Origin of the sequence: Sporofaciens sp. JLR.KK001 (assembly GCF_036941055.1) — a bacterium.
Lineage (GTDB): Bacteria > Bacillota > Clostridia > Lachnospirales > Lachnospiraceae > Sporofaciens.
This window is the reverse complement of sequence record NZ_JAYMNO010000001.1, coordinates 100017-126367: the sequence shown is the minus strand read 5'-3', so window position 1 is coordinate 126367 and position 26351 is coordinate 100017. Positions and strand designations below refer to the sequence as shown.

Here is a 26351-nt window from a genome sequence, read left to right as displayed (position 1 = left end):
TGCTTGTTTCTTTATGTCGTTATTTTAGCATTGCGTTCACGTGAACGCAATATGTAATTTGCACAAATATAACAAAATGATTTTATCTATTATGACTATCCGTTAAAAAATACACAAAAAAATTGTGCAAAATATATGTTTTACCAACATATAATCTGCACAATTCTATACATATTGTCTCTGTTCTTCTTATAGAGCTTCGATGGCAGAGCTCGCCAAAATTAAAGAGAATAAAATTTTTGTTTCTTGCTTCGCGGCTTATCTGGTATTGTCATTGCAATTTTCCCCTCATCCAATAATGGATTCAAGTAATCATTTCTAAATGTAGTCCTGTGTTTTATTCCAAGAAACTTCATCATTTCATCTCTGTTCCTCGGTTTTTTACAATATTCAAGCAACGCATTAATCCGTTCTTCCTTTTGAGCGGTTTTTTGAGCGGTTTTTTCTTCCTTTTGAGCGGTCCCGCTCAATTTTTCAATCCCATGCCGATAAAATATAACAACAAAACCATCATCCGGTGTTTCAAACTCCACCTTACATCCCGCTTTGTCACAAGCATCCTTAATACGCTTCAATCCTGTTGCAAAACTTTCCATATCTTTAGAATAATATAATGTACGAGCAATTAACGGATTTCTACGAATTGGCCTTTGATTTCCCATCACATAACTTTCCGGTGTTTTATTTGCAGGAAAAGCACCTGGATTATATATCTCAATTCTATTTTTGAAAATAGTCATTTCATTACTCTGCCCACTATCGAACATTCTATGCCCAAAAGAATTCGTGATCGCCTCTCTGATCGCATCCAATGGAATTTCCGGTATTTCCTTTCTCGTCAAATTCCCAAACTCGACACGCCAATCCATAGCATCAATAATATACTGTTCTGCCTTTTTCTTTAATTCCATAACAGAGCCGCTATATCTGCGTATGTCAGTAAATGTCAATCGCTCATCAGATGCAAATTTCGCAATTTGCAATTCATTGACAATACCACAATCACAGAAAAGAGCAGCACCTGCATTCAAAAGATAATTTCCCTCTATCAGCTCCAATTTATCCAAAACTGTTTTTACATCGGTGTCCTCAAAATCAATCCGCCCGGCTTCTTTTGCTTTCCTCAGATATTCAAAAAAAGCATCTTCATTCACATCGTCAATTGTGTACGCAGATACCCTCTTCTCCCATGAATAATCAACATTATCACGCTTGCGTATCATAGAATCATAAGTATCCTGATCCATAACAAGATCTTCATCCGCTACTCTTATTCTTGGAACATTATATGCGAGATATGGACATCTGCTTCCTTCAAAGCTCACTAAAATAGTCTCTCTATCACCAAATTGCTGAGTTTTTATCTCTGGATAAATAGCAGGTTTAATATGATTCCCAATTGCCTGACTTACTTTCCGCAAAGATTCATCATTAATTTCCTGTCCGATTACTGTTCCATCATTTTTCACACCAAAGTATAGTTCGCCCTTCTGGTGCTTGTTCAATATGGCCGCAATAGAGAACATGGCCTCTTTTAATTCACCAATACTCTTTTTGTATTCAATTTGCTCCGTCTCAGAACCAATATTTACTAATGCCAATATCGTCACCCTTTATTATTAATATTTGATATTGAACCTGACTAATCAGTGAATATCAATGGAATTTCCCTGTATGATATAGAAATCATCTTATGCGAGATTATACTTCGTCTTGATCACAATCTCCGTATAAGCGAATTCCTTCTCCGGCTCTTTCCCGTCAAATATCTTCTCAAACAATATCATAACCGGCTCATAGCCTTGCCTGTAGCCATCCTGTCCGATCAGGAAACGGATCTTCCCTTCCTCCAGATATTGTACATTCTGGGCTGTCAGATCATTGGAGATGACCTTCACCTTATCCGCCAGACCAAGATCGTTAAGAGCCTTACAAACTCCCTGGACACCGGATGCCGCAAGATAAATGCCTGTCAGATCCTCATATTCCTTCAGCATCCCGTTGGTAATCATCTCTGCCATACGGTTATCATCAAAAGCATACTGGACATCCAACACCTGCATATCCTCTCTCAGCATTGCAAATTCCTTTAAAAATCCTTTTGTCCGGTTCTTATGCCCATAAGCAGCAGGATAACCGGATATCACAAGAACCTTCCCGGATGCCGGAAGAATATCTGCCATCAGCCCTGCCGCTACTCTCCCGCTCTGATAAGTATCCTGTCCGACAAAACAGAGACGCCTCGACTCCTCGATATCAGAGTTGAATGTAATGACCGGGATCTCCGCGTCCGCCAGTTCATCGACCGTCGCTTTCAGCTTCTCATCATCCACCGGAACGACCGCAATCCCGTTGCAGCCCCTCTCCTTTAACTCATACATCGCCGCAACCGCTTTCCCCGCATCAAAATCATCAATCTTCCGAATGATCACATCCGCTCCCAGACGCTCTACCTCGGCCTTGGCATCTTCCGCTCCTTCGATGACCTTCTCCATAAACGGCGTATTCGCCGCCTGGATGATCACACCGATCGTGATCGACCTCTTCGACATCGCCAACGCTCTGCCCGCCCGGTTTGGCTGATATCCCATCTCATCTGCGATCTTCCGGATCCGGTCCGCAACCTCCGCATTGATCCTTCCCCTGTTATTCAAAGCTCTGTCCACAGTGCCCCTGGAGACTCCTGCCGCTTCCGCTATCTGCTGCAAGGTTACAGCCATCTCATTTCCTCCCTGTCCGCAGCAGTCATGTACATGCTCTATTGCCGCCGTTTTCTTGTCTTTTATTATAAATACCATAAAAACAATTGTCAAACCTACAATCCATTCCCCAAATCTTTTATTCTCTTAATTGAACTCTTCATCCGGTTTCTATTTATCACATAGGTTTTGGAGCTGTACAATTTTATACATTAGTACATACTATGTATTGACATATACATACATTTATTGTATTATGCAAACATAGCAGGAGGGTTGATTATATGGCAACAACAAGCATTACTATCCGAATGGATGAAAAGTTAAAAAAACAAGCTGAAATTCTTTTCGAAGACATGGGATTGAATATGACAACAGCTTTTACTATGTTTGCAAAAGCTGTCGTCCGCCAAAATAAGATTCCTTTTGAAATTACAGCCGATCCGTTTTTTTCAGAATCTAACATAAGAACATTGGAAGAACGCATTGCTAAGATCGAATCCGGTCAATCCGTTCCGAAAGAACATGACTTGATCGAGGTGTAATGATGGGAATACTGTGGGAAGACGATGCCTGGCAGGAATATCTTGATTGGCAAACGCAAGACAAGAAAACGTTGAGACGGATAAATAAACTCATCAAAGATATACAAAGAACTCCTTTCGACGGAATAGGTCATCCTGAACCTCTATCCGGTAATTTAAGTGGATGGTGGAGCAGGCATATTGATGAAAAGAATCGTATCGTATATAAGACTGTTGGCAATCAGACAACGATCGTATCCTGTCATGGACATTATAACGACAAATAAACGAATGGGGGTATCAAATCTAGTTCATTTTTGTGTATTTTATCCAACTTCCATTCGTATTCACATCACACTGACAGCACTATAGCAAATAACCCCGCAGGAATCAGAACTATCTTTTCCTGATCCCCGCAGGGTTTCGCCTTGACAACAATATCTATAATTTTAAACCATAATCTCAGAGATCTTAACCGGACGATGCTCTTCTAATGACTTCTTCGCCGCAAGGCCCATCAATACAGGCTGCAAGCCGTCTTCAACTCCAAGCGGAGCATCCGTATTATTCTCAATCGCTTCGATAAAGCACTTGATCTCCTTCGCATATGCATCCATATAACGCTCCAGGAAGAAATGCAGCGGCTTCTCGCCTGTTACACCGTCCACATTGCTTATCACTGCCGCACTTGCCGCATCATTGCCGGTAGCAACCATTCCCTTAGAACCGAACACTTCCGCTCTCTGATCGTATCCGTATACAGCCTGTCTGGAGTTGTCGATCACTGCGATCGCACCGTTCTCCATCTTCAGAGTGATCACTGCGGTATCTACGTCTCCCGCCTCTCCGATTGCCGGATCAACAAGTACAGCCGCCTCTACATACACCTCCGCTGCATTGCATCCTGCAAGGAAACGTACCATATCAAAATCATGGATCGTCATATCCAGGAACATTCCGCCGGACACCTTAACATAGTCTGCACACGGCGGCTCCGGGTCTCTGGATGTGATCTTGATGATGTGAGTATCACCGATCCTGCCTGCTGCCACAGCATCCTTCACTGCCTCGAAGTTGTGGTCAAATCTGCGGTTGAAACCTACCTGATATTTCACCGGATTCTTCTTAAGCGCATCGATCACTTCCTTGATCTTAGCCACGTCATGATCGATCGGCTTCTCGCAGAATACATGCTTTCCTGCATTGATCGCCTCCACAGAGATCGGAGAATGCGTATCTGTGGAAGAACAGATCAGCACCGCGTCAATCTCTGGATCTGCGATGATCTCCTTGTAATCCTTCGTCGTATTCTCCACACCCATCTTCTTCGCCCATGCGGCCGTCTCGTCATTCATAAATGGATCCGCAAGGCTTTTGATCCTCGCATTGCCCACCTTCGTGCAAATACTCTCAACATGAACTCTTCCGATTCTTCCTGCTCCGATAATACCTACTGTAACCATAATCTTTTATTCTCCTTTCAAATCATTCGCAAACGTATTTTATAATCCTGTCTTCTCTGCAATAAACTTTCTTGCCTTGACCGCATATTCCAGCGGATTCGCCTTCGCCGGATCCTGCTCTGCCTCTACCAGCATATATCCCTCATAACCATGATCCTCAAGAACCTTGAAAATAGGATCGAAATCAATACATCCGTCTCCCGGTACGGTAAATGCTCCCTGTCTTACACCCTCAAGGAAGCTTAAGTTCTCTTCCTTCACCTTCTTAACGATCTCCGGGCGGATGTCCTTCAGGTGCACATGCTTGATCCTGTCCACATATTTGGTAACCATCTCAAGCGGATCTGCCCCGCAGTATGTAAAGTGTCCGGTATCAAACAGCAGGCTTACATACTCTGGATCTGTATTCGCCATCATGCGCTCCACCTCGTCCGGGTCCTGCACAACCGTTCCCATATGATGATGGAAAGTAAGTGCGATTCCGTATTCATCTTTGGCGATCTTGCCAAGACGGTTCATACCCTCGCAGAATGTCTTCCACTCATCATCATTCATCACATACTTGTGTCCGAAGATCGGTGTGTCCTGCTGCCCCTGTACGCTGTGGCTCTGTTCGGAAGCGCCGATCACCTTAGCTCCCATCGCTTTCAGGAAAGTAAGCTGTGCACGGAATTCCTTCTCCACCTCTTCAAACGGCTTCGTGATCAGGAAAGAAGAGAACCACTGGTTGCAGATCTCGATTCCTCTTAACTCCAAAGCTTTCTTAAGCACCTCCGGATCCTTAGGGTACTTGTTGCCTACCTCTGACCCGGTGAATCCCGCCAGCGCCATCTCGCTGACACACTGTTCAAATGTGTTCTCTCCTCCCAGATCCGGCAGATCATCGTTCGTCCACGCAATGGGAGCGATTCCAAGTTTTACTTTGCTTTTGTCAAACATCTTTGACTCTCCTTTCTCTATATCAATTCTTTTTTTCTCTTTGTCTCTCTGAAAGAAAATATACCATATCCGTACATCTAAAAAAACACTCTTTTTTTTAGTTTTGTTGTTTTGTTTATTCCGTCAGATAAATGTTGTCTTATTTTTAGGTATGAATATTTCTCCTCCGGTAATCCACCGGGCTGCACCCGTTTATTTTCTTAAATGCCTTAGAAAAATAATGATAATCGTTGAACCCGGCTTCCCGCGCCACCTCCTTTATCTTACCGTTCGTGCCCCTAAGCAATGCCCTGGCACATTCCATCCTCAGATCCAGCAGATAAGACGAGAATCCGATTCCCAACTCCTGCTTGAACAAAAAGCTTAAATACGCAGGATTCAGTTCTGCCGCTTTCGCAGCGTCCATTTGCGGCAAGTTCTTCTCCCGCTTTCCGGTTATCAATTCCTATGTACGGAATTCCCTCTGCCAGGATCTTCGTATCATATGCAACGATTCTTATCCCCGCCTCTTCTGCTTCCGCCAGATACGGCGCGTCATAAGAAGAGATCGGAGAGATCGCCAATGCGTCCACATCCTGTCTGATCAAATCATGGATCATCTTCTTCTGCATCCTGTCGTTAGACTCCGAATCAGGAGAAATAATCTTGACAGACACGCCGTAATCCTTGCCCGCCTTCTCCATGCCTGAGCATACGGACATCCAGTATTCACTGTTCCTTGATTTCGTGACGACACCGATCGTATACGGCTTCTCGTCGGACTCCGTTTTCTCATTGCGTGCACATCCAGTTACTGCACAGACTCCCAGCATAATTGCCGCTGCGAATCTTACTGCTCTGCTGTTCCGGCCAAAGCTTCCCATCTTGCTGCCCCTCTGTCGGTTTTCCCCTGTATACAGGCTGTTCTTCTTAATTTCTACACACTTTCTCTATACCATAATATACAAAATATATGTCTGCGTGTCAACACATTTTTTGTAGTATTTTTAATGAAAAGCACACATTTTTTTGCGTGCTTTTATACTTCTGCAGACGCTCTTCCTTTGTCTGCCGTCCAAAGAGCCAATTACTCCCGATTTCAATTGCCTTCTCTTTCCTGACTGTGCTATACTGAATTCATTATGGAGGATATTTTAAATGGGAATTTATTTAAATCCGGGGAACGACGGCTTTTTAGAATCCATCCGTTCCCGAATCTATGTAGACAAAACCGGACTGGCAGCATGTACGAATGAGCTGATCAATACAGAAGAAAAATATCTCTGTATCAGCAGACCGCGGCGTTTCGGAAAATCCATGGCGCTTAAGATGCTCGCCGCTTACTACAGCCTTGGATGCGATTCCAGGGAACTATTCAAGGGAAAGGTTTTGGAGAATGCTGACAGCTTTACAGAGCATCTGAACAAATATGATGTGATTTTTCTGAATATACAACAGTTTTTGATCGGTGCAAAAGATCAAAGCGTAACCGACTATCTGGAACAAGAAGTTCTCGAAGAGCTCCTGGCAGAATACGGCGGATACCTGACAAGACAGGATAAAGGGCTTGCCGATACATTAAAAAGAATCTACGCAAAAACAGGTAAAAAGTTCATTTTCCTGATTGACGAGTGGGATTGTGTCATCCGCGAAAGACAAAAAGAAGAAGGGCTGCAGAAGCAATATCTTGATTTCCTGCGGGGGCTTTTGAAGGATCAGCCTTATGTTGCGCTGACCTATATGACAGGCATTCTGCCGGTAAAAAAATATGGGGAACATTCTGCCTTAAATATGTTCTGGGAATATTCGATGTCAGGTCAGGATATCTTTGAAGAGTACACCGGATTTACTGAGAAAGAAGTACAAAAACTGTGTAAACAGTTTGATATGGATTTCCCGGAGACGAGTCACTGGTACGACGGTTACAGATTCAGCAAATATCACCATATTTATAACCCGAGATCTGTTGTCGCAGCAATGCAGACTCACAGATTTTCCAATTACTGGACTTCGACGGAGACCTATGAAGCGCTGAAGGTTTATATGGATATGAACTTCGACGGACTCCGTTCAGACATCGTAAAAATGCTCGGCGGTGAACATGTCAGGGTAAACACCCTAAGCTTTCAGAACGATATGCGGACATTGAAGACCCGGGACGACGTACTGACACTGTTGATCCATCTCGGTTATCTCGGTTATGATCAGGAGAGAAAAGAGACCTTTATTCCTAACAGAGAAATTGCCGGAGAATTTGAAAATGCAATGAGCGTCGGCGGTTGGGCCGAGGTTATGCGCGTTCTTAATTCCTCCGAAAGACTTCTTGAGGCAACGCTTAACGGAGATGAAAGATGCGTTTCCGAAGAGCTTGACAAAGCGCATACAGAAGTGGCTTCCATCCTGACCTACAATGATGAAAATTCTCTTGCCTGTGCCATAAGCCTTGCCTATTACAGCGCAAGAAAGGATTATCTGATGATACGTGAACTGCCGTCAGGACACGGCTTTGCGGATATTGTATTCTTACCGCTGCCTGCAAAAACAGAAAAGCCCGCACTTGTAATAGAACTTAAGTACGACAAGTCTGCAAATGCAGCAATACAGCAGATAAAGGACAGGCATTATACTCAGTCTCTTGTGAATTATACCGGCGATATCCTGCTTGTCGGTGTAAATTATGACAAGGAATGTACGAATAAGCCTCATAGCTGCCAAATAGAAAGATTGAAGCTCTGATACACCTATCGGTTAGGAGGCTGCCCAACTAATGAGCAGCCTCCTAACCGATAGGGCTATCTAATCCGTTTTACAATTCTCCTCTTGCTTCTCTTGCCACCAGTTCCTCCATAACGGACGAATATTTCTTATCAAGCTTATACAGCGCCAATGTGATCACCGCGATCCCGGCCACAATAACCGGACCGAACTTGTAGATCGTAACAATACAGTTCAGGGCAGATTCCGGCTGTACAGCACTTCCTTCAGACGAACTGATATAACCTGCCGCAGAGAGCATCCCCGTCATAATCGCCGATGCCAGTCCCGCACCGTCCTTCGTTCCGATAGAACCGCCCGCGAAGATCAGGCTTTCCTGCCGAATATGCGTCTTCCACTGACCGAACTCAACTACATCCCCGATCATTCCGAATACCGCAGCGTTCAAAGGCGCCAGACCGATCGCGCGGAGCACGCAGCTTCCCACCATCCAGGTAAAATCATACGGATTCAGGAAGAATATCAACTGGCCGGCCAGTGCGATCACTTGCTGTTCTGTTCTTAAGATTCGGATATCAAGTATTCTATGGTATCAGAATCCGTACATTTTTTAGATTTCTTAGTATTTTACAAGTTGTCATGAATTTGACAATATTTTGTTGTCTTATTTTTAGACCGCAAAATACACGGCTGATTCCCGGCGGTTTTTCCCCTTCCTTTTTAATATTTAAGAATCTGTCCACTTCCCAGATTTTTGATGCTGTAATTCCCTTCTCCTTCTACCCTAACTATAATCTCGTCCCCTTCACGTCTCGCCCAGACTCTCATCACGGTCTTTCCGTCTGCATCCGGTATCTCAGCTTTGGCACAGCCGCCTTCTGTGAATTCAGACACCAGCAGTGTCACACCGTCAGAATAACCATACACCACTGACTCCTCATTATTTCCCATCGGAAGGATCGTATTCTCCCTAAGCAGAAGAGGCAGGGAATGATAATCATGCACTTCCTTCTGCCAACTTCCCCCGTCCTTTTTCTCTCCTGTGATCAGGTTGATCCACTTTCCCTTTGGGAGATAGTAATCTACTTCTCCTGATTCCTTGAAAACAGGCGCCACTAGGAGCGCATCTCCAAGCATATACTGCCGATCCAGCGTATCGCATCCGTGATCTTTGGGGAATTCCAGGATCATTGGCCGAAGCACAGGCCTGCCATACTCGTGGGACTGGACAGCCATGGCATAGATATAGGGCATCAGGCGGCATTTGAGATTGACGAATTCTTTTAATATCACACAAGCCTCTTCATCAAACTTCCACGGAACCCTCAGTGAATCTGCGCCGTGCAGGCGGCTGTGGGAGCTTAACAGGCCAAACTGGCACCATCTCTTATACAGATCCGGCGTCGCAGTATTCTCGAACCCGCTGATATCATGACTCCAGAACCCATATCCGCAGAGTGACAAGGACAAACCTCCCCGCAGAGTCTCCGCCATGGATACATAGCTTGCCGAACAATCCCCGCCCCAGTGCACCGGAAATTGCTGCCCTCCGACACTTGACGACCTTGCAAATACAACCGCGTCTCCATTTCCCCGCTCTCTCTCCAACAAGGAGAAAACCGTCTGATTATAGAGAACCGAATAATAATTATGCATCTTTACCGGGTCAGAACCGTCATGCCAGACGACATCCTTTACCGGAATCCGCTCGGCAAAATCCGTCTTGAAAGAGTCCACCCCCATATCCATCAGAACCTTCAGCTTCCCTTGGAACCATGCACATGCATCCGGGTTCGTAAAATCAACGACTGCCATTCCCGGCTGCCACAGATCTGTCTGCCACACTCCGCCGTCCGCACGTTTCAGAAGATAGCCCTTCTCCTTTCCTTCCGCGAACAGATAAGACTTCTGAGCAATATAGGAATTAATCCACACACAGATATGCAGTCCTTTCCTGTGATATCGCTCAAGCATCGCCTTCGGATCGTCAGTAACCTTTGGATTCCATGTATAATTGCACCACTCTAACATATCCATCCAATATGCGTCGAAGTGGAATACATGCAGCGGAATCTTCCGGTCCGCCATCTCCTGAATATACTCTGATGTAGTTTTCTCGTCATAATGAGGCTTAAATGAAGTGGTCAACCACAATCCAAAAGACCATGCCGGAGGAAGCGCCGGCCTCCCCGTCAAAGCCGTATACTTTTCAACCGTCTTCATGGGACTGCCGCCGCATATGAAGAAGTATTCAAGACACTCTCCTTCTATGCCAAACTGAATCCGCTCCACTTTCTCACTGGCGATCTCATAGGCCACATCCCCCACATGATCTACCAGCACGCCATACCCCTTGTTCGTAATATGGAACGGGATATTCTTGTAGGCAATCTCGCTGGCCGTTCCGCCGTCTTCGTTCCACATCTCAACAGCCTGGCCATTTTTCACAAACGGAGTGAACCGCTCTCCCAGCCCGTACACATACTCATCCACATCAATCAGATGCTGCTCTATCATATATTTCCTTCCTGTATTTGAGTCCCGCATATAGGCCAGGTTATGGTAACCGGATTCCGTCAGGAACTGGTCTCCCTCATAAAATGACAGCCGGTAATGATTCGGTCTTTTGTCAATCACCGCCTTAAGATTCCCGCTGCGATAGACCAGTTCCTCATCTGTCTCGCTGATCTCTGCCTGCGGATTCTCCTCCTGATACTTCGCAAACGGCCCTCTTATCACTGCTCCCGCATGATGCACTGCCGACACCTTAATGATTCCTTCCATCGGACTCGTCAGCGTAACCGTCAGCATCGGAATATTCATCGGATCTCCCCGGTCTGCTATATGCTTTGCCGGCAGATAGACAGTCAATTCATTCCCCTTTACCGTATGACCTGCATACTCAATTGCATATGCAGGTATGATTCCTTCCCGCATTGCCCAGAATCCATTCGTATATCTCATTTCACTCTTCCTCCTCTCATCCTCGCTCTTCTCCTTCCCCTTTGCTTCCTGTCTTTATTTTCCCGTTTCTCTCATTCCCCCGTCTCTTCTTCCCCGCCTTCCTTCAGGTCCTGTATTTCCGGTTCATGCTTCTTCAGCACCCTCTCCAGAAAATCCGACATAATAAACGCCGCCGGTCCGGGCACGAAGAACATCGCCATAGGGAATTTCCAGATGATCCCGCCCATACAGACCACCACGAGCAGAAGCGCAAGCGTAGTGCCGATATAACGCACGACCATATATATAGATATCTTGACCAACCAGCCGCAGCTCATCTCATATCTTGACAACGCCGGGAACATATAGCAGGCCATCGCCAGAATATACACCGAAACAAGCGCATACACACAGATGAAGAACAATCCTACATATCCGTCCGTCTCTTTCATCAGGATCCCGATATTCAGATGCATTGCCAGAGTTGCCGCAACAGTCAGTACCCACAGAATCACTCCCTGCCTGAGATTCATAAGAAAGGAGCGGAAGTATTCTTTCGAGATATAACCGTCATTATGTTTGATGCATTTTATCATCGCATGGTAAAGGGCAGCCGAAGACACGCCAATCGTAATAATCGGAAGACTGCCGAGAATCCACAGGAATCCCAGTGCCATGATATCGAAAACCTTGTCGCAGGAAGCGACAAAACTTCCGCCGAATCCAAATACATTTCTTTCACTTTTTTCTTTTTTCACCATACTCTCTCCTCACTTCTTTATTTATGAATGCTCCGGACAGGCAAAAAGCACCGCACCGCGCAGTCGACGCGCACGGCACAGTGCAGTTAAAATCTATTTCCAGAACACAGGATGGCTTCTTAAACCTCCAACGCGAACCCATTTCTCGTGAATAACGGGATCTGCTCGATCGGTGTTTCAACCGTAACAGTCTGACCGCCCTTCAGGATCTCCTTCGTCCATGCGTTCGTCCACTTAGCGCCGGCAGGCAGATAGACTTCTTTTGTCTGCTGCCCTTTTTCCATAACAGGTGCAACCAGGATGTCCGGCCCAAACATATACTCCGCTTCATTGTCCCAGCACACTGAATCCTCCGGGAAATCATAGAACAACGGACGCATGACCGGCGTTCCCTTCTCATGGGCCGCTTCCATCAGCGTGCGGATATATGGGCGCATCGCTTCGCGCAACTCAATATATTTCTTACAGATCTCATACACCTTGTCTCCGTATGACCAGATCTCATTCGGCGCGCCGGATACACATTCCGCACCGCCCGTCGTACCAAACTGCGGCTGATACGGCATACGGTTGCCGTGAAGCCTCATGACCGGACAGAACGCACCGTACTCGAACCAGCGGACAAATACCTCATGGAATTCTTCGTCATAAATATTCGCGCCGAAAAATCCTCCGATATCCGTCGTCCACCACGGAATACCTGCGATTCCCATGTTAAGACCCGCTGTGAACTGATTCTGCAGACTGTCAAATGTAGAATGGATGTCTCCTGACCATACCAGCGCACCATATTTCTGGGAGCCTGCCCATGCACAGCGCAGCAGATTCACGATCTCTTCCTGTCCTTCCGCTCTCATTCCGTCAAAAAAGTTCTTGGCATACATTACAGGATAGATGTTGCCCACCTGATTATTCGGCCCCAGATAGTACCGGTAATTGTCAAAATCATAAACCGTATATTCCGGCTCCGCCTCGTCTAACCAGAAGAGCTTCACGCCCTTATCATAGTAATTCTTCTTCGCCTTCGCCCACACATATTCTCTTGCTTCCGGATTGGTTGTATCATAATGAACCGTATTGCCCATATACAGGTGATCGATATGTACGCCTCTCTCAACTCTGGTAAGCAGCCCCTTAGACCGCATCTCGTCAAAGTTCTCACTCTTATAGTCCACCATCGGCCAGATAGAAACCATAAGCTCGATTCCCATATCCTCTAATTCCGCGATCATGGCATCCGGGTCCGGCCAGTATGTCGGATCGAATCTCCAGTCTCCCTGCTTCGGCCAGTGGAAGTAATCTACCACTATAACATCGATCGGGATCTCACGGCGCTTATACTCTCTAGCCACCTCCAGAAGTTCTTCCTGGGTCTGATAACGCAGCTTGCACTGCCAGAAGCCCATACCATACTCCGGCATCATCGGAACCTTTCCTGTCGCATCCGCGTATGCCTCTTCGATCTCCGCCGGTGTATCGCCTGCGGTGATCCAGTAATCTAGCTTCTTCGTTGACTGTACTTCCCATGTGGTGACATTCTTGTTAAAGCTTACGCGTCCAACCGCCGGATTGTTCCACAGGAATCCATATCCCAGCGAAGAGAGCGCAAAAGGCACGCTCGCCTGGGAATTGCGGTGCGCCAGCTCAAGCTCTGTCCCTTTTACATCCAGGAATTTCTGCTGATACTGTCCCATACCGTAGATCTTCTCATCCGGATTCGATTCGAACCTCATGGTCAGCGCATAATCTCCTCCTATAATCGGCTTAAATTCCCTTGCAGACATCTCCAGAGAGCTGCAGGTCTTGGCAAACATATCCTCCCGGTTGCGCACGAATTCTTCCAGCAACAGTTCTCCCTTCTGATTGTAGAAAATGATTTTGCCGATGTTATTAATCTCGGCTTTAATCTTCCCGTTCACAATCTCCGCGGAAAATTCTTTGATAGTTACCCTGGCATGTGCGCCCTCAGGTTTCCCATCCAGCGCCCACAGCTCCTGCGGCATTTCCGACATCTTAGATGCACGCACCCTCAAGCTGTTCTCTCCCCAGGGCTCTACGATCACGCGCTCATCGCGGTAGCGGTAATGCAAAGCGTCCTCCTTTTCTTCAAAATACCCAAGTAAAAACCGGTCATCTGAACGGAAATCCCCCGTCTCTCCTTCTTTCTTTATAAAATCCGGCATGACTCTACCTCCTTATATAATATTTATAGTAATCTGCAATGTGCAGGATTACCTCCTTTATTTTGTCATATTCATGTACAAAACACTTCTACTTCTTATTTACTCCTTAACAGCCCCCGCCGTCAAGCCTCCTACGATATATTTCTGCAGGAATACGAATGCAAGAATGACCGGAATCGTCAGAATAGCGCCATAAGCCATGATACAGTTCCACTTCGTCCCGTATTTGCTCTGGAACTTATGGATATTCGCTGTCAGAGGCCTCATATCCGCCTTCACGTTAAATGTCATAGAATAGATCAGGTCATTCCAGCCATTTAAAAATGAGATTACTACTACAGTTATAATACCCGTCTTGATCGTTGGTATCATGATCCTGAAAAATGAACGGAATACATTACATCCGTCAATACGCGCCGCCTCATCCAGCGAGACCGGAATACTCTTAAAATACGGCCGCAGCGTGACGACAATAAACGGTACGGAACCCGATGCCACCGCGATCGCCGGCGCCCAGTATGTACCCAGAAGCCCTAATTTACTGAATGTCAGATACATTGGTGTCAGCATAACAGATGCCGGAAGCATCTGCGTTACAAGGAAGGTCAGCATGAATGTCTTGGTTCCCCGTACCTTGTAGCGCCCCATTCCGTATGCGGCCGGAACCCCGAATCCAAGCGAGATCACCATGGCACAGACTGCTATCAGAACACTGTTCTTCAAAGACGTGAGGAAATCCGCATCCCTAAGGTTCTGAAGCCACGGGTCAACCGTAAATTCATGTGGATAATAGGTTACAATCTTACCAAAACTCTCCATATCCGTCTTAAATGACATCTGAATCAGCCAGTAGATCGGAAACAGGAAGAAGACTGCAATAATAACCGCAAAGATACAATTCATAATATTCCTGCGTCCTTCTTTGGACTTCAGATACATACGCCTTGCTTCTCTTATCTCATTCTTATCCATCTTAGTCATCCTCCTTCCCCAACAGCTTCAGGTAGAACAGCCCCACACAGAACAGACAGACGAACAGGATCATCGCAATCGTTGAACCCTGTGAAAATTCATATTGTGTAAATGCCCTCGAATATGCATAGGTCCCCAGCACGTCTGTGGAGTTGAACGGTCCGCCTGCCGTCATGATGAACATCAGGTCAAATGCTTTGAACGTATAGATGAATCCCAGCATCAGTACGGACAACATCGCTGATTTCATGAGCGGAAGCGTAATGTATAAGAACCTCTGGAAAGAGGTCGCTCCGTCAATCGAAGCGCTTTCATAGACGTCCTCCGATATGCCCGTCAGACCTGAGGTCAGCAGCAGCATATTAAAAGGAATACCCACCCAGCAATTTACCGCTATTACTGCACTAAGCGCAGTTCCTCCGTTTACCAGCCAGTCGACAGGGGCCGAGACCAGGTGCAGCTTCATAAGCAGGTCGTTGATTACGCCGCCGTCCAGCAGGAACAGGTTCTTTCCCAAAAGGGCGGTTACAGACATCGGCATCATATAGCCCACAAGCACCAGTCCTCTGATCGGACCGGCCAGGGTGAACTTCTTAGAGAAGAACATGGCGAATAAAAAGCCGACCGTAAACTGGATCAACAGGCAGGCAAACGTGAATTCAAGGGTATTCTTGAATACCAGCCGGAATGTCTGATCCGCCAACAGTGTCTTATAATTCTCCAATCCTACAAACACAGACTCCCCGGAAGCAAAATTCTTAACGTTCAGATTCTTAAAACTCAGATCAATATTATACAACAATGGGTATCCGCAGACGATCAGCAGATAAATGAATCCAGGAAGAATAAATATATACGCTTCTTTACTCTTTCTGGCCGCCATGCTAAGCTTCATATTCCCACTCTCCTTTCCATTTCAAAACCGTGAAATAAAACACCCCGGAATCTCAGATTCGAACGGATTCCGAGGTGTATATACGCTAATTTACATCATCCGCAACTCCGCCGCCTATGGATGCTTCCGGAAGCGGGTCTTCCGCTACGATCGGATCAATCGTAGCCGCAGCATCCTTCATCGCATCTTCCGCAGATTTTTCGCCCAGTAAGGACTGCTGTACTGCTGTGTAGAATGCCTCGGAAAGTGTCGGCCACTGTGCATGAGGTCCGCGTGCCCTTGCATAATTCATGCCTTCATTAAATACCGCGTATCTCTCATCCGTTGTAAACAGCTCATTCAGACTGACTGCATCTTTACGAACCGGAAGTTTCGCTGCCGCAGCAGTAAAATCCGCATTATTCTGAGCGTTCATAAGATATTTCAGGAAATCAACACATTCATCCCTGTATTCGGTTCCTGTGCAGACGCCAAAGTTCTCTCCGCCGATCGTAGAAGAATACTCTTCATCCTTCGGAAGCAGAGCATACTGATATTCAAAGGTTCCGTTAATCTTCTCATCAATGTCGGCCAGCTGCCATGTACCGGATTCCAGCATCGCCGCTTTTCCTGCACAGAAAGAGTTATAAGCCTCCGACTGCTGCCAGTTAATAACCTCTTTACTCATCAAGCCGTCCTGTACCAGGTCTGTCAGGAACTGAATCCCCTTGATGGATTCGGGACTGTCAAGCGTGTCGATATTGCCGCCCGCAGAACAGATCCACGGCAGAAGTTGGAAGGTTCCCTCTTCTGTTCCGATGGCGCACATCGCAAATCCATATACACCGTCAGACGCATTAGTTGTCTTCTCACATACTTTCCTGAACTCATCCCATGTTGTCGGCGGTTCATTGAATCCAGCTTTCTTCAGTATGTCCATATTACATGCCAGCGTCAGACAGTTGGAATTGTTCGGCAGCCCGTAATATTTGCCGTCCGCATCCTGACAGCTAAGAAGCGGTCCGGGGTAGAACTGATCCAGATCCTCCCAAGATCCCACATCATCCGTAATATCCTCGAATACTCCCAGAGAAACATAAGAGGCCATATCCGGGGAATCCACCATACCGATATCCGGCAGCTCACCGGATACGGCGCCGATCGTATACTGGTTCATCAATTCCTCTCTGGATACATAGGTTGCAGTAATATGTATCTTATCCTGCTCCTCATTATACTTCTCCACAATCGCTTCCAGATCCGGAGCCTCATGTTCAAAGTAATGCCACAGCGTCACCTCTCCTGCACCGCCTGATGATTCGCTGCTCTCTTCTGAAGAAGAACTGCCGTCACCGCCTGATGACCCACTGTTCCCGCCGCCGCATCCTGTCAGAAGACTGACTGTCAGGCTTCCGAACAGTAACAATGCGGTAAGTTTCTGAATTCGCTTTTTCATAATAATTAATCCTCCTCGCATTTTTGATATGAATTATTATATTTATTTTATTTTGCATATGTAACCATATTTTTTAAGATTTGGAGGGATTTTTTAGGCTACATTTTTAAGATTAGGGGATTTTTTTAAGATATTTCCATCATTTTATACAAAAAAAGATGATATTATCGGTTCTATATCACAATATTGCCGAATCCACATCATCTTTTTTATCACTGTTTGGTTCTTTTGTAATTATTTTTCATTCTCTCTCAAAAACTCTGCCACACTGATTCCTTCAATCTCGCGAAACACTTTGTTGAAATACTTGGAATCTGAAAATCCCACCTTGTACGGAATCTCTTCCCTTGGAACTGCCTGAGACAGCAGAAGCTTCTTCGCCAGATCAATCCGGTAAGTCCTGACAAACCGCGAAAAATTCATTCCCACATCTTTATTGAAAAGATAGCAGAGATACTCCTGCGAAACTCCCAGGCTCTCAGCCAATTCTTTCTGGCTGATCTTTGACGCATATCCTGACTCTATAAAGCTTAACGACTTCCGCACAAGGGGGTGGGCATTGGGATATTGTTCTTTAAGACTCCCTGTACAGGTACTGTGATCCCCGGTCTTCTCATCTTCCAGCCGCTCCATCAGCTCCTTCACCTCTTCGATCATGATCGGTTTCACAAGATACTCATAGACGCCCAGACTGATCGCCTGCCGAGCCACCTCGAATTCCTCATAGGCGCTTACGATCACGAATTTTGCTTTGATCTCGGCGGCCTTCGCCGCCTTAATCAGCTCCAAGCCGCCCATATACGGCATCTTGAGATCTGTAAATACCACATCCGGCTTTACGATCTGCATAATCTCCAGAGCCTGCTTCCCGTCCGGTACCTCCGCAACGATCTCATACTCGCCCGAGATCGACATAATCAGATTCTTAAGTCCTCTTCTGGCACGCTGTTCATCTTCCGCAATCAAAATCCTCATACATTTCTCTCCTCCATACTTGCAGATGAGGGCATCGGAAGCAAAAATACGAATCTCGTCCCTTCTCCCTCCTCTGTATCTAATGATACTTTAAACTCTTTTCCATAATACATCTGCATTCTTGTAACTACATTTGATATCCCAATCCCTACTTCTTTACTTTTGGCAATCAGCGGGTTCTCCAATATCTCCTGTATAATAGTGCTTCTTTCTCTGTCCATGCCGCATCCGTTGTCTTCAACGGCGATCTCCAGAAACTCTTTATAACCTCTGCCGGTAATCCGAATCATCCCCCCGGAGATTCTTCCCTCGAACCCATGGAGTATGGAATTCTCCACAAAAGGCTGCAGCATCAGCTTTCGGCACGGCCAGTTATCATAGTCCGAATCAAATTCTATCTGATAATCAAACATCCCTTCCATCCGTTCTTTTTGAAGGAACAGATACTGCTCTATCCAGGATATCTCCTGGAACATATATACATTCTGATGCTTCTGGTCGAAGGTATACCGCAGGATATTCGACAGCTTTTTCAATAGTACGGAGATCTTATAATTTCCGCTGTCGATCGCTTCATAATTGATGACATTCAGTGTATTGCAGATAAAATGCGCATTAATCTGCGATTCCAGCGCTTCCCGTTCCGCTAACTGCTTCATCTTCATGGACTCAATCACACGGCAATGCTCCTCCTCCACCTCAAAGCTCGCCGTTCTGATCGCCTGTACCATCTCATTGTACTCCTGCGCAAGCTGCCAAATCTCATTCGTTCCCTCGATACGGAGCTGCTCTCTTGTATCACCCGCCTTAACCCTGGAAATCGAACTGCTGATGATCTTAACCGGTCTTAAGATCTGGTTCGTAACCATGAACAGCAAGAACATGATCAGCACAATAGCCGCTATGAAAATCAGCACCATCCTGTCATACATCTCATTTACCTCTTCTTCGAGAACATCCTCATCGATCGCTGCATGCAATGTCCATCCATAAGCCCCAATATCCACCGTTAGATCCGTTATCCGGCTCTCTTTCTCTCCGTCACATGTTTTACCCAGGTAGCCACTGCCGCCGGTATGCATCAGTATCTTTCCCTGACTGTCCTCAATATAGGCCTGTATATATTCCTTCTGGTTTTGATTCAGTTGCTTTAAAAGTGTATTCATTGGCTGGTTGTTAAAGGTAAGAACCAGCATATACCGCATCTTTTCATAGCTGTAATTATTTTTCAGTGGAAATGCGATATGGATCAGTCCTTTGCTCTTATCGTTGGGGTGTACAAACGGCTGCGTAATGATCTCATAACGCGGAACCGCATGGCCTGCTGCCATCTCCTGCACCTTACAAAATGTCTCTCCGATGATATCCTCACTTTCTTCATCCCAGATCTCCCTGGCTCCGGATATATTCATCTCTATCCTGTCATACTGGAACAACACCCCGTCTTTGGATATCAGCGCAATTCCCGCGATAGAATTGGATACCTTGATCGCCCTTCTCAATGTATCCTTCACACTCTTCCGCTCAGACGCGCTGATCTCCCCTTCACTGCCGATCCCGTTTTCTATCATCTGTCCAATCTCATGGTCAATAGAAATACCGGAACCATAATTCACATAAGTCTCCATCTGATTCTCTATATTCTTATCGACGGACATAAGCAAAGCTCTCTCCGTTGAGTAGGTCGTCTCTACCAGATAAGAATAATATCGCTCCTTCATATACCACATCGTGATAAAAAACAGCAGAAACACCGAGAGCAGAATCGCCGTCGCAAAAGAACACCACATATGTGATGATTTGTAATTCCACAGTGCTCTTATATACCGATATGCCCGAATCTCTTTCTTTTCTTTGGTTTCCATATGTATTATCTTTCTTTCCATGACGCATTTGGGTTAATAGTTATATTCATTATAGCAAACTGTTCTTTTTTTATCCACATATGATCAACAAATAAAGAAAGCTCCGGCAGGCCAAACGTCTACCGAAGCTTTCTTTTATATAATCTTATTGCAGCACATACATCTTCTTAGAAGCCCCTCCCTTCAAGAGCGCTTCCGCCACATCCTCTATTGTAATGTCCTTCTCATCGGCCAGCACCTGGAACACCTGGTCATATCTCTCCCCCGGCAGACGCCCGACAACATACATACTATATTGATAAGGCTGCCCTTCCGGCGACATATATGCCCCTTCGACTCCAAGACCGATACTGTTCGCCGTAATCTCCGGATCAATGAACCCCAAATACTCTGTCAGCAGTTCCTGCACACCGTTCTCCGACTCTGCAAATCTCCCGATATCCTCCGCCTTCTCAAGTCCCATCAGCTTTGCCGCCCGCTCTCTGTCACAGCCGAACCGCCTCTGTCCTTCTCCTGCAGGATATGTCCACTCCACCCCGCCTGCATTATCGATCAGACACAGAAGCAGGATTGCATTCTTCTCCATCTTCTTATGAAAACTCGGTTCATCCTGCACCGGCTCTTCGAAATGAATCTTGAGCACGTACGGCTCTTCTTCCGTCTCAAGTTCCATCGTTCGTTTCCTATCCGGGAATACTCCGATTCTCTCCAGCAGTCTCTCATCAGCCGGTGCATCTCCAATATATGGATTCTTAGCCTCATACAGTGCTTTGGCATACGGAGACACCGCATATTCCGCCTCCAGCTCCTCTGCATCCTTCTCCGAAAATACCATATAGTACAGGACCTCTCCGGCGTTCTTCTCCAAAGCGGCTTTTTTCGTCTCAGCATCCATGAATTCCTGACAGGGCAGACCTTCCACCATGTCTTGCCAGGCCTGGAGATGCCACGCTGCCAATGTTATATTCTGTTCCGCTTCAATATCCTGCCACCGGGCCTGATTTTCCAGATAATAATTCTCTGCCATTCCCTGATAGCCATAGTATCCAAGCATTTCCCATGAATTATCATTTCTTACATATGCATCTTCACCCTCAAACCTGTGCATGAATGCGACATTCCCTTCCGGAAGATGCCGCTGCACATCTACGAACATCTTCCCCTTCTTATCCACACCTGCCTTTGCAAGGTTCCCGGCTCTGACAACCTCATAGCTCTTCATCTCTCCCTGATGATAATATTCCTTATAGATCAGACAGCTCTTAATATCCTGATCTAGCCTGAACTCATATTCAATCTCACCTGTTCCGGGCGGTTTCACACACTGTATCTGCAATCTCTGCCTGCCGTTCGCCAAAGTCATAAGCGCAACTACTATACACAGAGCAGCGCCCAGAACCACGGCTCGCTTCTTAGGGCTCTTGAAATCCAGGATGTTTCTGATCCGTTGCTTGACGGACGAATCCCCGAATGCCGGCTGTCCGGCCGCCAGTCTGCTCAATCCGGCATCTCTTGACGCAAACTTCAAGAGCGTACGGCAGTAGTCTTCCTTCTCCCTGCTGCTCATTCCCCATACGGCCCTCTCGTCACAGCTCATCTCCATATCCTCACACATCAGATGATATGACAACCAGACAAGCGGATGAAACCAATATACAGAGAGAATAAGGGCTGCCAGAAGCTTCACCTGATAATCACGCCGCCGGATATGGTTCTGCTCGTGGAGAAGGATATGGCGTCTCTCATCTTCTGTGATCTCAAGCGGCAGATAGATATTCGCCCTGAATACCCCCATAACAAACGGAACCTCAAGGTTCTCACATTCATAGATCCCTTTCTCAAAACAATACGCCATAGCAACACTCTTTTTGAGTCTGTGGTATGAATATATCTGGAATCCCCAGAAACCTGCGATCCCCAGGAGCCACAGGCTTGTCAGAACTTCTATGCCTGTTCCTCCCCAATCCGATCCTCCGTCTGTCAGACTTGCCGTCTCTCCTTCTGCTCCTGACATATTCTTTATTCCGGCCGCTTCTTCCGTCTCCAGTGTACTCTCTGCCCCTGACATACTCTCTGTTCCCCGCATACGGTCCGCCTCACGGACAGCCTGACCGTCAGCAGCCTTATCTTCCTCCCCTGATCCGCCGAAAGACAGCAATTCTGACAACTCTTCCTGTCCGGTCCACATTCCCTGATTCCCGGTCATATATCCTCTGAACAGATCCAGATTAAAGATACTGACCGCACTGGAAAATGAATACGGACAGATCAGACGGATCGCAACAAGAATCCACAGGCAGTATGAGAAGCTTCTCGGCGCTTTCACAAGAAGCCGTCTTGCCAGCAAAACCAACACAATTACGAACACAGCCGTCACCGACATATTACAAACCATCAAAAATATTCCGCTCATCCTTCACACCTCTTTCCTTATGGGAATCAATCATTGCCTTTATCTCCTTCGCCTCTTTCTCAGATATCTTCCGGTTCCCCTGGAAAGCCGCCACAAACTTCGGAATATTCACTGTCACATAGTCTCAGATCTGCCATATCCACTTCCCCCTTCATCTTCACTTCTTGTCCAACTTACCGTTCCATCTAAATGTCTCGATCTATTGACATAGACCTGTTCTTACTTACTAGTCTATATCAATAGACCCATTCTGTCAAGCCCAAAAAAGGCCGGCAGCAATAAGCTGTCAGCCTTTTTAATACATATACCGTCAGGCGATATACCCCACCCCCGCCAATACGAACACCCACAGGAACATGGTCAGAATACACCCCACGGAAGTAACCGCAACGATCTCCCCCGCAAGCTTCCCGTCTCCGCCCATCGCCTGCGCCATCGGCGTCGACGCCACTGCAGTCGGCGACGCGAACACTGCCAGGACCGCCACCAGATCATTTCCCCGGAAACCCGCAAGAATCCCCAGACATACCGTAACAAAGGGTATCACCACAAGCTTCGCCAGAGCGGCAACCGCCAGATGATATCTGTGCCCGGAGATACTTTTCGCAGACAGCAGACCCCCAAGCACCACCAGCGCAAGCGGCGTTGCTGCCTCTCCAAGCTTCTCCAGCGGTTCCGCCACAAGCTCCGGAATCCTGATCTCCAGAAGCCCGACTGCGATCCCCAGGACGCCTGCACCCACCAGCGGATTCATAAATATCCCGATCAGAAGCTTCCTGACCGGCACCTTCCCGCCGCGGGCAGTCTCGAACAGGATCACCGTTAGTATATTGAATGTCGGGACAACGATCGCCGACAGCGCCGCAATAGACGCCACCCCTCTCTCATCGCAGAGGGATGCCGCGATCGTCACGCCGAACAACACGAAATTACTTCTGAACATCCCCTGTACCATAGTTGCGGTAACCGCCCCGTCCAGCCTACATCTCCTTAAGAATACCCATACCAGTCCAAAGACCGCGATCACGCTGACCCACACATAGACGTACAGCCCTGGTTTCACCGCGCTCTTAAGGTCCGCCCTGTACACACTGAAGAATAACGCCAGCGGAATCATGATATTGAATATCATCCGGTTCACCGCCTTGAGATTCTCCTCCCCAAGTATCCCAAGATGCTTGATCAGCACGCCCACCAGCATATATACAAAAAGCGGCAGCACCACCGATACTGCCAGCATAAAATATTCCATAATCTCTAAACCCCCGTCAGACAAGGAACCGCGTCAGACACCGCAGGTCATCAACATGACCGTACGTGCTGCATAAGCCACTTCGCCACGCCGTCCTCCTCATTACTCTCGATCACTCCATCCGCGATCGCCTTAAGCTCCTCGACCGCATTGTCCACCGCATAGCATTCATCAGAGATCTCAAACATAGGGATATCATTGACCGCATCCCCGAAAGACACCACACGACTGCATCCCCGGAGCTCCTTAAGCTTCCTGATCGCTTCTGCCTTCGTCGCCTTCGCCGGCATGATCTCACACCAATACTCCGGCCTGTACAACTCCTGCTGGAAGGTACAGCGAAAACCAGCATCCCCCGCAAAGATCTCATACACCGGCTGCAGCTCTTCCTTCTCTCCGATGCAGGTAAAATAAAACATATCCCCCTGATACAGTTCTTCTCTGTCCGAAACCGGGCGGAGCCGTCTGTCTCCCTTCCTAAGATCCAGATATCTTCGCATCCCTTCATTCTCACGCGCTGTGATCCAGGAGACCTTCTCTTCCCCCTCTACAAAGGAATAGACCAGAGGGCTTAAGTCAAACCGGTTCAAGGTCTCTATGACCCGTCCCATCTCTTCTTCCCGGAAGCTCTCCATAGACAGCCGTTCACCCGTAGCCGGGTTGATAATAAAAGCCCCGTTATACACGATCACCGGAATATCCGCCGATAATCCTCTCGTTACCACCGACGCCGAAGACAATGATCTCGCCGTCGCATAGGTAAATGTCATCCCATCTGCCACCAGATCATTGATGATCCTGATACTCTCCGGACTGATCCGATCCTGCCTGTTCAATAATGTACCGTCCAGATCGGATACGTACAATGTCTTACTCATCTTCTCCTCCTTGCAGACCGTCTGCTGTTCTGATAACTCAGGCGCCGATCTATCCCCGTCCGCAGATTTCTTCTATAGCGGCGATCTCCTCCTGTGTAAATCCTGCGCTCTGGGCCGCTGCCATCCTTATTTTTTACAGTATATCATATATCTATCCATTCTGACAGCTATATTCTGTTCTTACCACAGATTCCTGTACATCTGCTCAATATCCTCCTTCGTGATCTCCCTGCGCGTATTCTGAGGACTTCCGCTCTCCAGCGCATCATTCGCCATCTTGCCGATCACGCGGAAGAACACCTCCCGCTCGATGCCGAACTCCTCAAGCGTCGGTGTCTTAAGCTCCTTTGTAAGCGCCGTCACAGCCGCCAGGAACTTCTCGCCGGCTTCCTTATCCGTATCATCCCTCCCCGCGGCTCCGATGCTCCTGCCAAGCTGCGCAAACCGCTCATAAGCTCCGCTAAGGGCGAATCCCAGACATTCCTTCATCAGCATGGCATTTGACAGGCCATGAGCCACATGGAACAAGGCCCCGATCGGACGGCTCATCCCATGGATCAATGTAACCGACGCATTGTTGAATGCAATGCCCGCCTCCAGCGCCGCTACCGCCATCTCCGTTCTCGCCTCTTCGTTCTTCCCGTCATGAAATGCCGCCGGAAGGAACTTGAAGATACGCCTTACCGCTGACAGGGCAAATGTATCTGACAAAGTCTGCGCCTGCTTAGAAGTATAGGCTTCGATCGCATGGCAGAGCGCATCCAGACCGGTTGCCGCCGTGATCTTCGGCGGCGCCGTCATCGTAAACTGCGGATCGCTGACGGCAAGAGCCGGCATCAGAGATTTCCCTTTCAACAGCATCTTGACATCCTTCTTCGTATCCGTAATAATGGTGAACTGCGTCGCTTCCGAGCCTGTTCCCGCAGTCGTTGGAATCGCTGCCATCGGAGGCATCTCTACATCAATAACCTTCCCCATATAGTCTGAGATATTCCCGCCGTTCTTCACCAGCGAACCAATCGCCTTCATGGAATCAATCGGGCTTCCTCCGCCAAGGGCAATCAGGAAATCACAGCCTTCTTCCCTGTACTGCTTCAATCCATTCTCGATCATGATATCTGTTGGTTCGCCCGCAATCTCAGAATACACGCTATAATCAATCCCCTGATTCTTAAGCGCCGTCTCTACCTTCGCACAATTCCCCAATTCTACCATAACCTTGTCCGTTACAATCATTGCTTTTCTTCCAAACCGGGCCAGCGTACTCTCTGCCATAGCAAGGGCCCCCGTCCCCGTAATGATCTGTCCTGGTACAATAAATTCCTTCGCCATAATCTTCTCCTCCTTAAATATATGCCATGCGTGCTATTGTGTGTGTTTTTGTTTTAATATATGATAGCACGCAAACAAGAATATTTCAAGAAGTATTTCAAATTTTTATAGCCGTGTGCATTTAAATA

General features: G+C 47.0%; 23 protein-coding genes. 3 read left to right on the top strand and 20 right to left on the bottom strand.

What is annotated here, in order from left to right:
- Nucleotides 1-221: 221 nt before the first annotated feature.
- Together VSQ62_RS00675 and VSQ62_RS00670 are read right to left on the bottom strand one after the other, a co-directional pair.
- On the bottom strand, nt 222-1601 hold the full coding sequence (locus tag VSQ62_RS00675) for a Fic family protein (RefSeq protein ID WP_334632633.1): 1380 nt from the start codon (nt 1599-1601) through the stop codon (nt 222-224).
- 90 nt (nt 1602-1691) lie between these two features.
- Nucleotides 1692-2813 carry a LacI family DNA-binding transcriptional regulator gene (locus tag VSQ62_RS00670; RefSeq protein ID WP_334632632.1) on the bottom strand — a complete coding sequence of 374 codons (1122 nt, stop codon included), beginning with the start codon at nt 2811-2813 and terminating at the stop codon, nt 1692-1694.
- Between the two features lie 170 nt (nt 2814-2983).
- On the opposite strand from VSQ62_RS00670, the gene VSQ62_RS00665 reads away from it, so the two are divergent.
- Nucleotides 2984-3244 carry a type II toxin-antitoxin system RelB/DinJ family antitoxin gene (locus VSQ62_RS00665; protein WP_334632631.1) on the top strand — a complete coding sequence of 87 codons (261 nt, stop codon included), beginning with the start codon at nt 2984-2986 and terminating at the stop codon, nt 3242-3244.
- 2 nt (nt 3245-3246) lie between these two features.
- Complete coding sequence (locus VSQ62_RS00660) at nt 3247-3510, top strand: Txe/YoeB family addiction module toxin (protein ID WP_334637537.1); 264 nt, start codon at nt 3247-3249, stop codon at nt 3508-3510.
- Nucleotides 3511-3672: 162 nt separating this feature from the next.
- Here VSQ62_RS00660 and iolG read toward each other — a convergent pair whose 3' ends face one another.
- From iolG to VSQ62_RS00640, 4 genes are all read right to left on the bottom strand, one after another.
- Nucleotides 3673-4686, bottom strand: a complete 1014-nt coding sequence (iolG, locus tag VSQ62_RS00655) for an inositol 2-dehydrogenase (RefSeq protein ID WP_334632629.1) — start codon at nt 4684-4686, stop codon at nt 3673-3675.
- A 39-nt stretch (nt 4687-4725) separates the two neighbouring features.
- Nucleotides 4726-5625, bottom strand: a complete 900-nt coding sequence (gene iolE / locus VSQ62_RS00650) for a myo-inosose-2 dehydratase (RefSeq protein WP_334632628.1) — start codon at nt 5623-5625, stop codon at nt 4726-4728.
- 145 nt (nt 5626-5770) lie between these two features.
- A complete protein-coding gene (locus VSQ62_RS00645) occupies nt 5771-5968 on the bottom strand; it encodes a helix-turn-helix transcriptional regulator (protein ID WP_334632627.1) in 198 nt (65 codons plus the stop codon).
- On the bottom strand, nt 5904-6488 hold the full coding sequence (locus VSQ62_RS00640; protein WP_334632626.1) for a substrate-binding domain-containing protein: 585 nt from the start codon (nt 6486-6488) through the stop codon (nt 5904-5906). The genes VSQ62_RS00645 and VSQ62_RS00640 overlap by 65 nt, the downstream gene beginning before the upstream one ends.
- 274 nt (nt 6489-6762) lie before the next feature.
- Between VSQ62_RS00640 and VSQ62_RS00635 the strand changes: the two genes are divergently transcribed.
- Nucleotides 6763-8340 (top strand): AAA family ATPase, encoded by a 1578-nt coding sequence (locus VSQ62_RS00635; RefSeq protein ID WP_334632624.1) that lies wholly within the window; start codon nt 6763-6765, stop codon nt 8338-8340.
- Nucleotides 8341-8410: 70 nt separating this feature from the next.
- On the opposite strand, the gene VSQ62_RS00630 is transcribed toward VSQ62_RS00635, so the two are convergent.
- The 14 genes from VSQ62_RS00630 to VSQ62_RS00565 all read right to left on the bottom strand — a co-directional run bounded on the left by VSQ62_RS00630 (nt 8411) and on the right by VSQ62_RS00565 (nt 26223).
- Nucleotides 8411-8866 (bottom strand): MFS transporter, encoded by a 456-nt coding sequence (locus tag VSQ62_RS00630; protein ID WP_334632623.1) that lies wholly within the window; start codon nt 8864-8866, stop codon nt 8411-8413.
- Between the two features lie 173 nt (nt 8867-9039).
- Nucleotides 9040-11283, bottom strand: coding sequence for an alpha-xylosidase (yicI, locus tag VSQ62_RS00625; RefSeq protein ID WP_334632622.1), 2244 nt, complete (start codon nt 11281-11283; stop codon nt 9040-9042).
- Between the two features lie 71 nt (nt 11284-11354).
- The gene (locus VSQ62_RS00620) at nt 11355-12023 is read right to left on the bottom strand and encodes a YesL family protein (RefSeq protein WP_334632621.1); all 669 of its coding nucleotides are present in this window, start codon (nt 12021-12023) and stop codon (nt 11355-11357) included.
- Nucleotides 12024-12142: 119 nt separating this feature from the next.
- Nucleotides 12143-14206: a glycoside hydrolase family 31 protein gene (locus tag VSQ62_RS00615; protein ID WP_334632619.1), complete on the bottom strand. Its 2064-nt coding sequence runs from the start codon at nt 14204-14206 to the stop codon at nt 12143-12145.
- Between the two features lie 99 nt (nt 14207-14305).
- The gene (locus VSQ62_RS00610; RefSeq protein ID WP_334632618.1) at nt 14306-15178 is read right to left on the bottom strand and encodes a carbohydrate ABC transporter permease; all 873 of its coding nucleotides are present in this window, start codon (nt 15176-15178) and stop codon (nt 14306-14308) included.
- Between the two features lies 1 nt (nt 15179).
- Nucleotides 15180-16073 (bottom strand): carbohydrate ABC transporter permease, encoded by an 894-nt coding sequence (locus tag VSQ62_RS00605; RefSeq protein WP_334632617.1) that lies wholly within the window; start codon nt 16071-16073, stop codon nt 15180-15182.
- An 85-nt stretch (nt 16074-16158) separates the two neighbouring features.
- Complete coding sequence (locus tag VSQ62_RS00600) at nt 16159-17508, bottom strand: ABC transporter substrate-binding protein (protein WP_334632616.1); 1350 nt, start codon at nt 17506-17508, stop codon at nt 16159-16161.
- A gap of 234 nt (nt 17509-17742) precedes the next feature.
- Nucleotides 17743-18483, bottom strand: a complete 741-nt coding sequence (locus tag VSQ62_RS00595; protein WP_334632615.1) for a response regulator transcription factor — start codon at nt 18481-18483, stop codon at nt 17743-17745.
- Nucleotides 18480-20348, bottom strand: coding sequence for a sensor histidine kinase (locus VSQ62_RS00590; RefSeq protein WP_334632614.1), 1869 nt, complete (start codon nt 20346-20348; stop codon nt 18480-18482). Before VSQ62_RS00590 ends, VSQ62_RS00595 begins: the two co-directional genes overlap by 4 nt.
- 145 nt (nt 20349-20493) lie before the next feature.
- Nucleotides 20494-22761, bottom strand: a complete 2268-nt coding sequence (locus tag VSQ62_RS00585; RefSeq protein WP_334632613.1) for a M56 family metallopeptidase — start codon at nt 22759-22761, stop codon at nt 20494-20496.
- Nucleotides 22733-22879, bottom strand: a complete 147-nt coding sequence (locus VSQ62_RS00580; protein ID WP_334632612.1) for a hypothetical protein — start codon at nt 22877-22879, stop codon at nt 22733-22735. Before VSQ62_RS00580 ends, VSQ62_RS00585 begins: the two co-directional genes overlap by 29 nt.
- 192 nt (nt 22880-23071) lie before the next feature.
- The gene (locus VSQ62_RS00575; protein WP_334632611.1) at nt 23072-24013 is read right to left on the bottom strand and encodes an AEC family transporter; all 942 of its coding nucleotides are present in this window, start codon (nt 24011-24013) and stop codon (nt 23072-23074) included.
- Nucleotides 24014-24063: 50 nt separating this feature from the next.
- Entirely contained in the window at nt 24064-24891 is an 828-nt protein-coding gene (locus VSQ62_RS00570; protein WP_334632610.1) for an HAD family hydrolase, read from the bottom strand.
- A 180-nt stretch (nt 24892-25071) separates the two neighbouring features.
- The gene (locus VSQ62_RS00565) at nt 25072-26223 is read right to left on the bottom strand and encodes an iron-containing alcohol dehydrogenase (RefSeq protein ID WP_334632609.1); all 1152 of its coding nucleotides are present in this window, start codon (nt 26221-26223) and stop codon (nt 25072-25074) included.
- Nucleotides 26224-26351 lie beyond the last annotated feature (128 nt).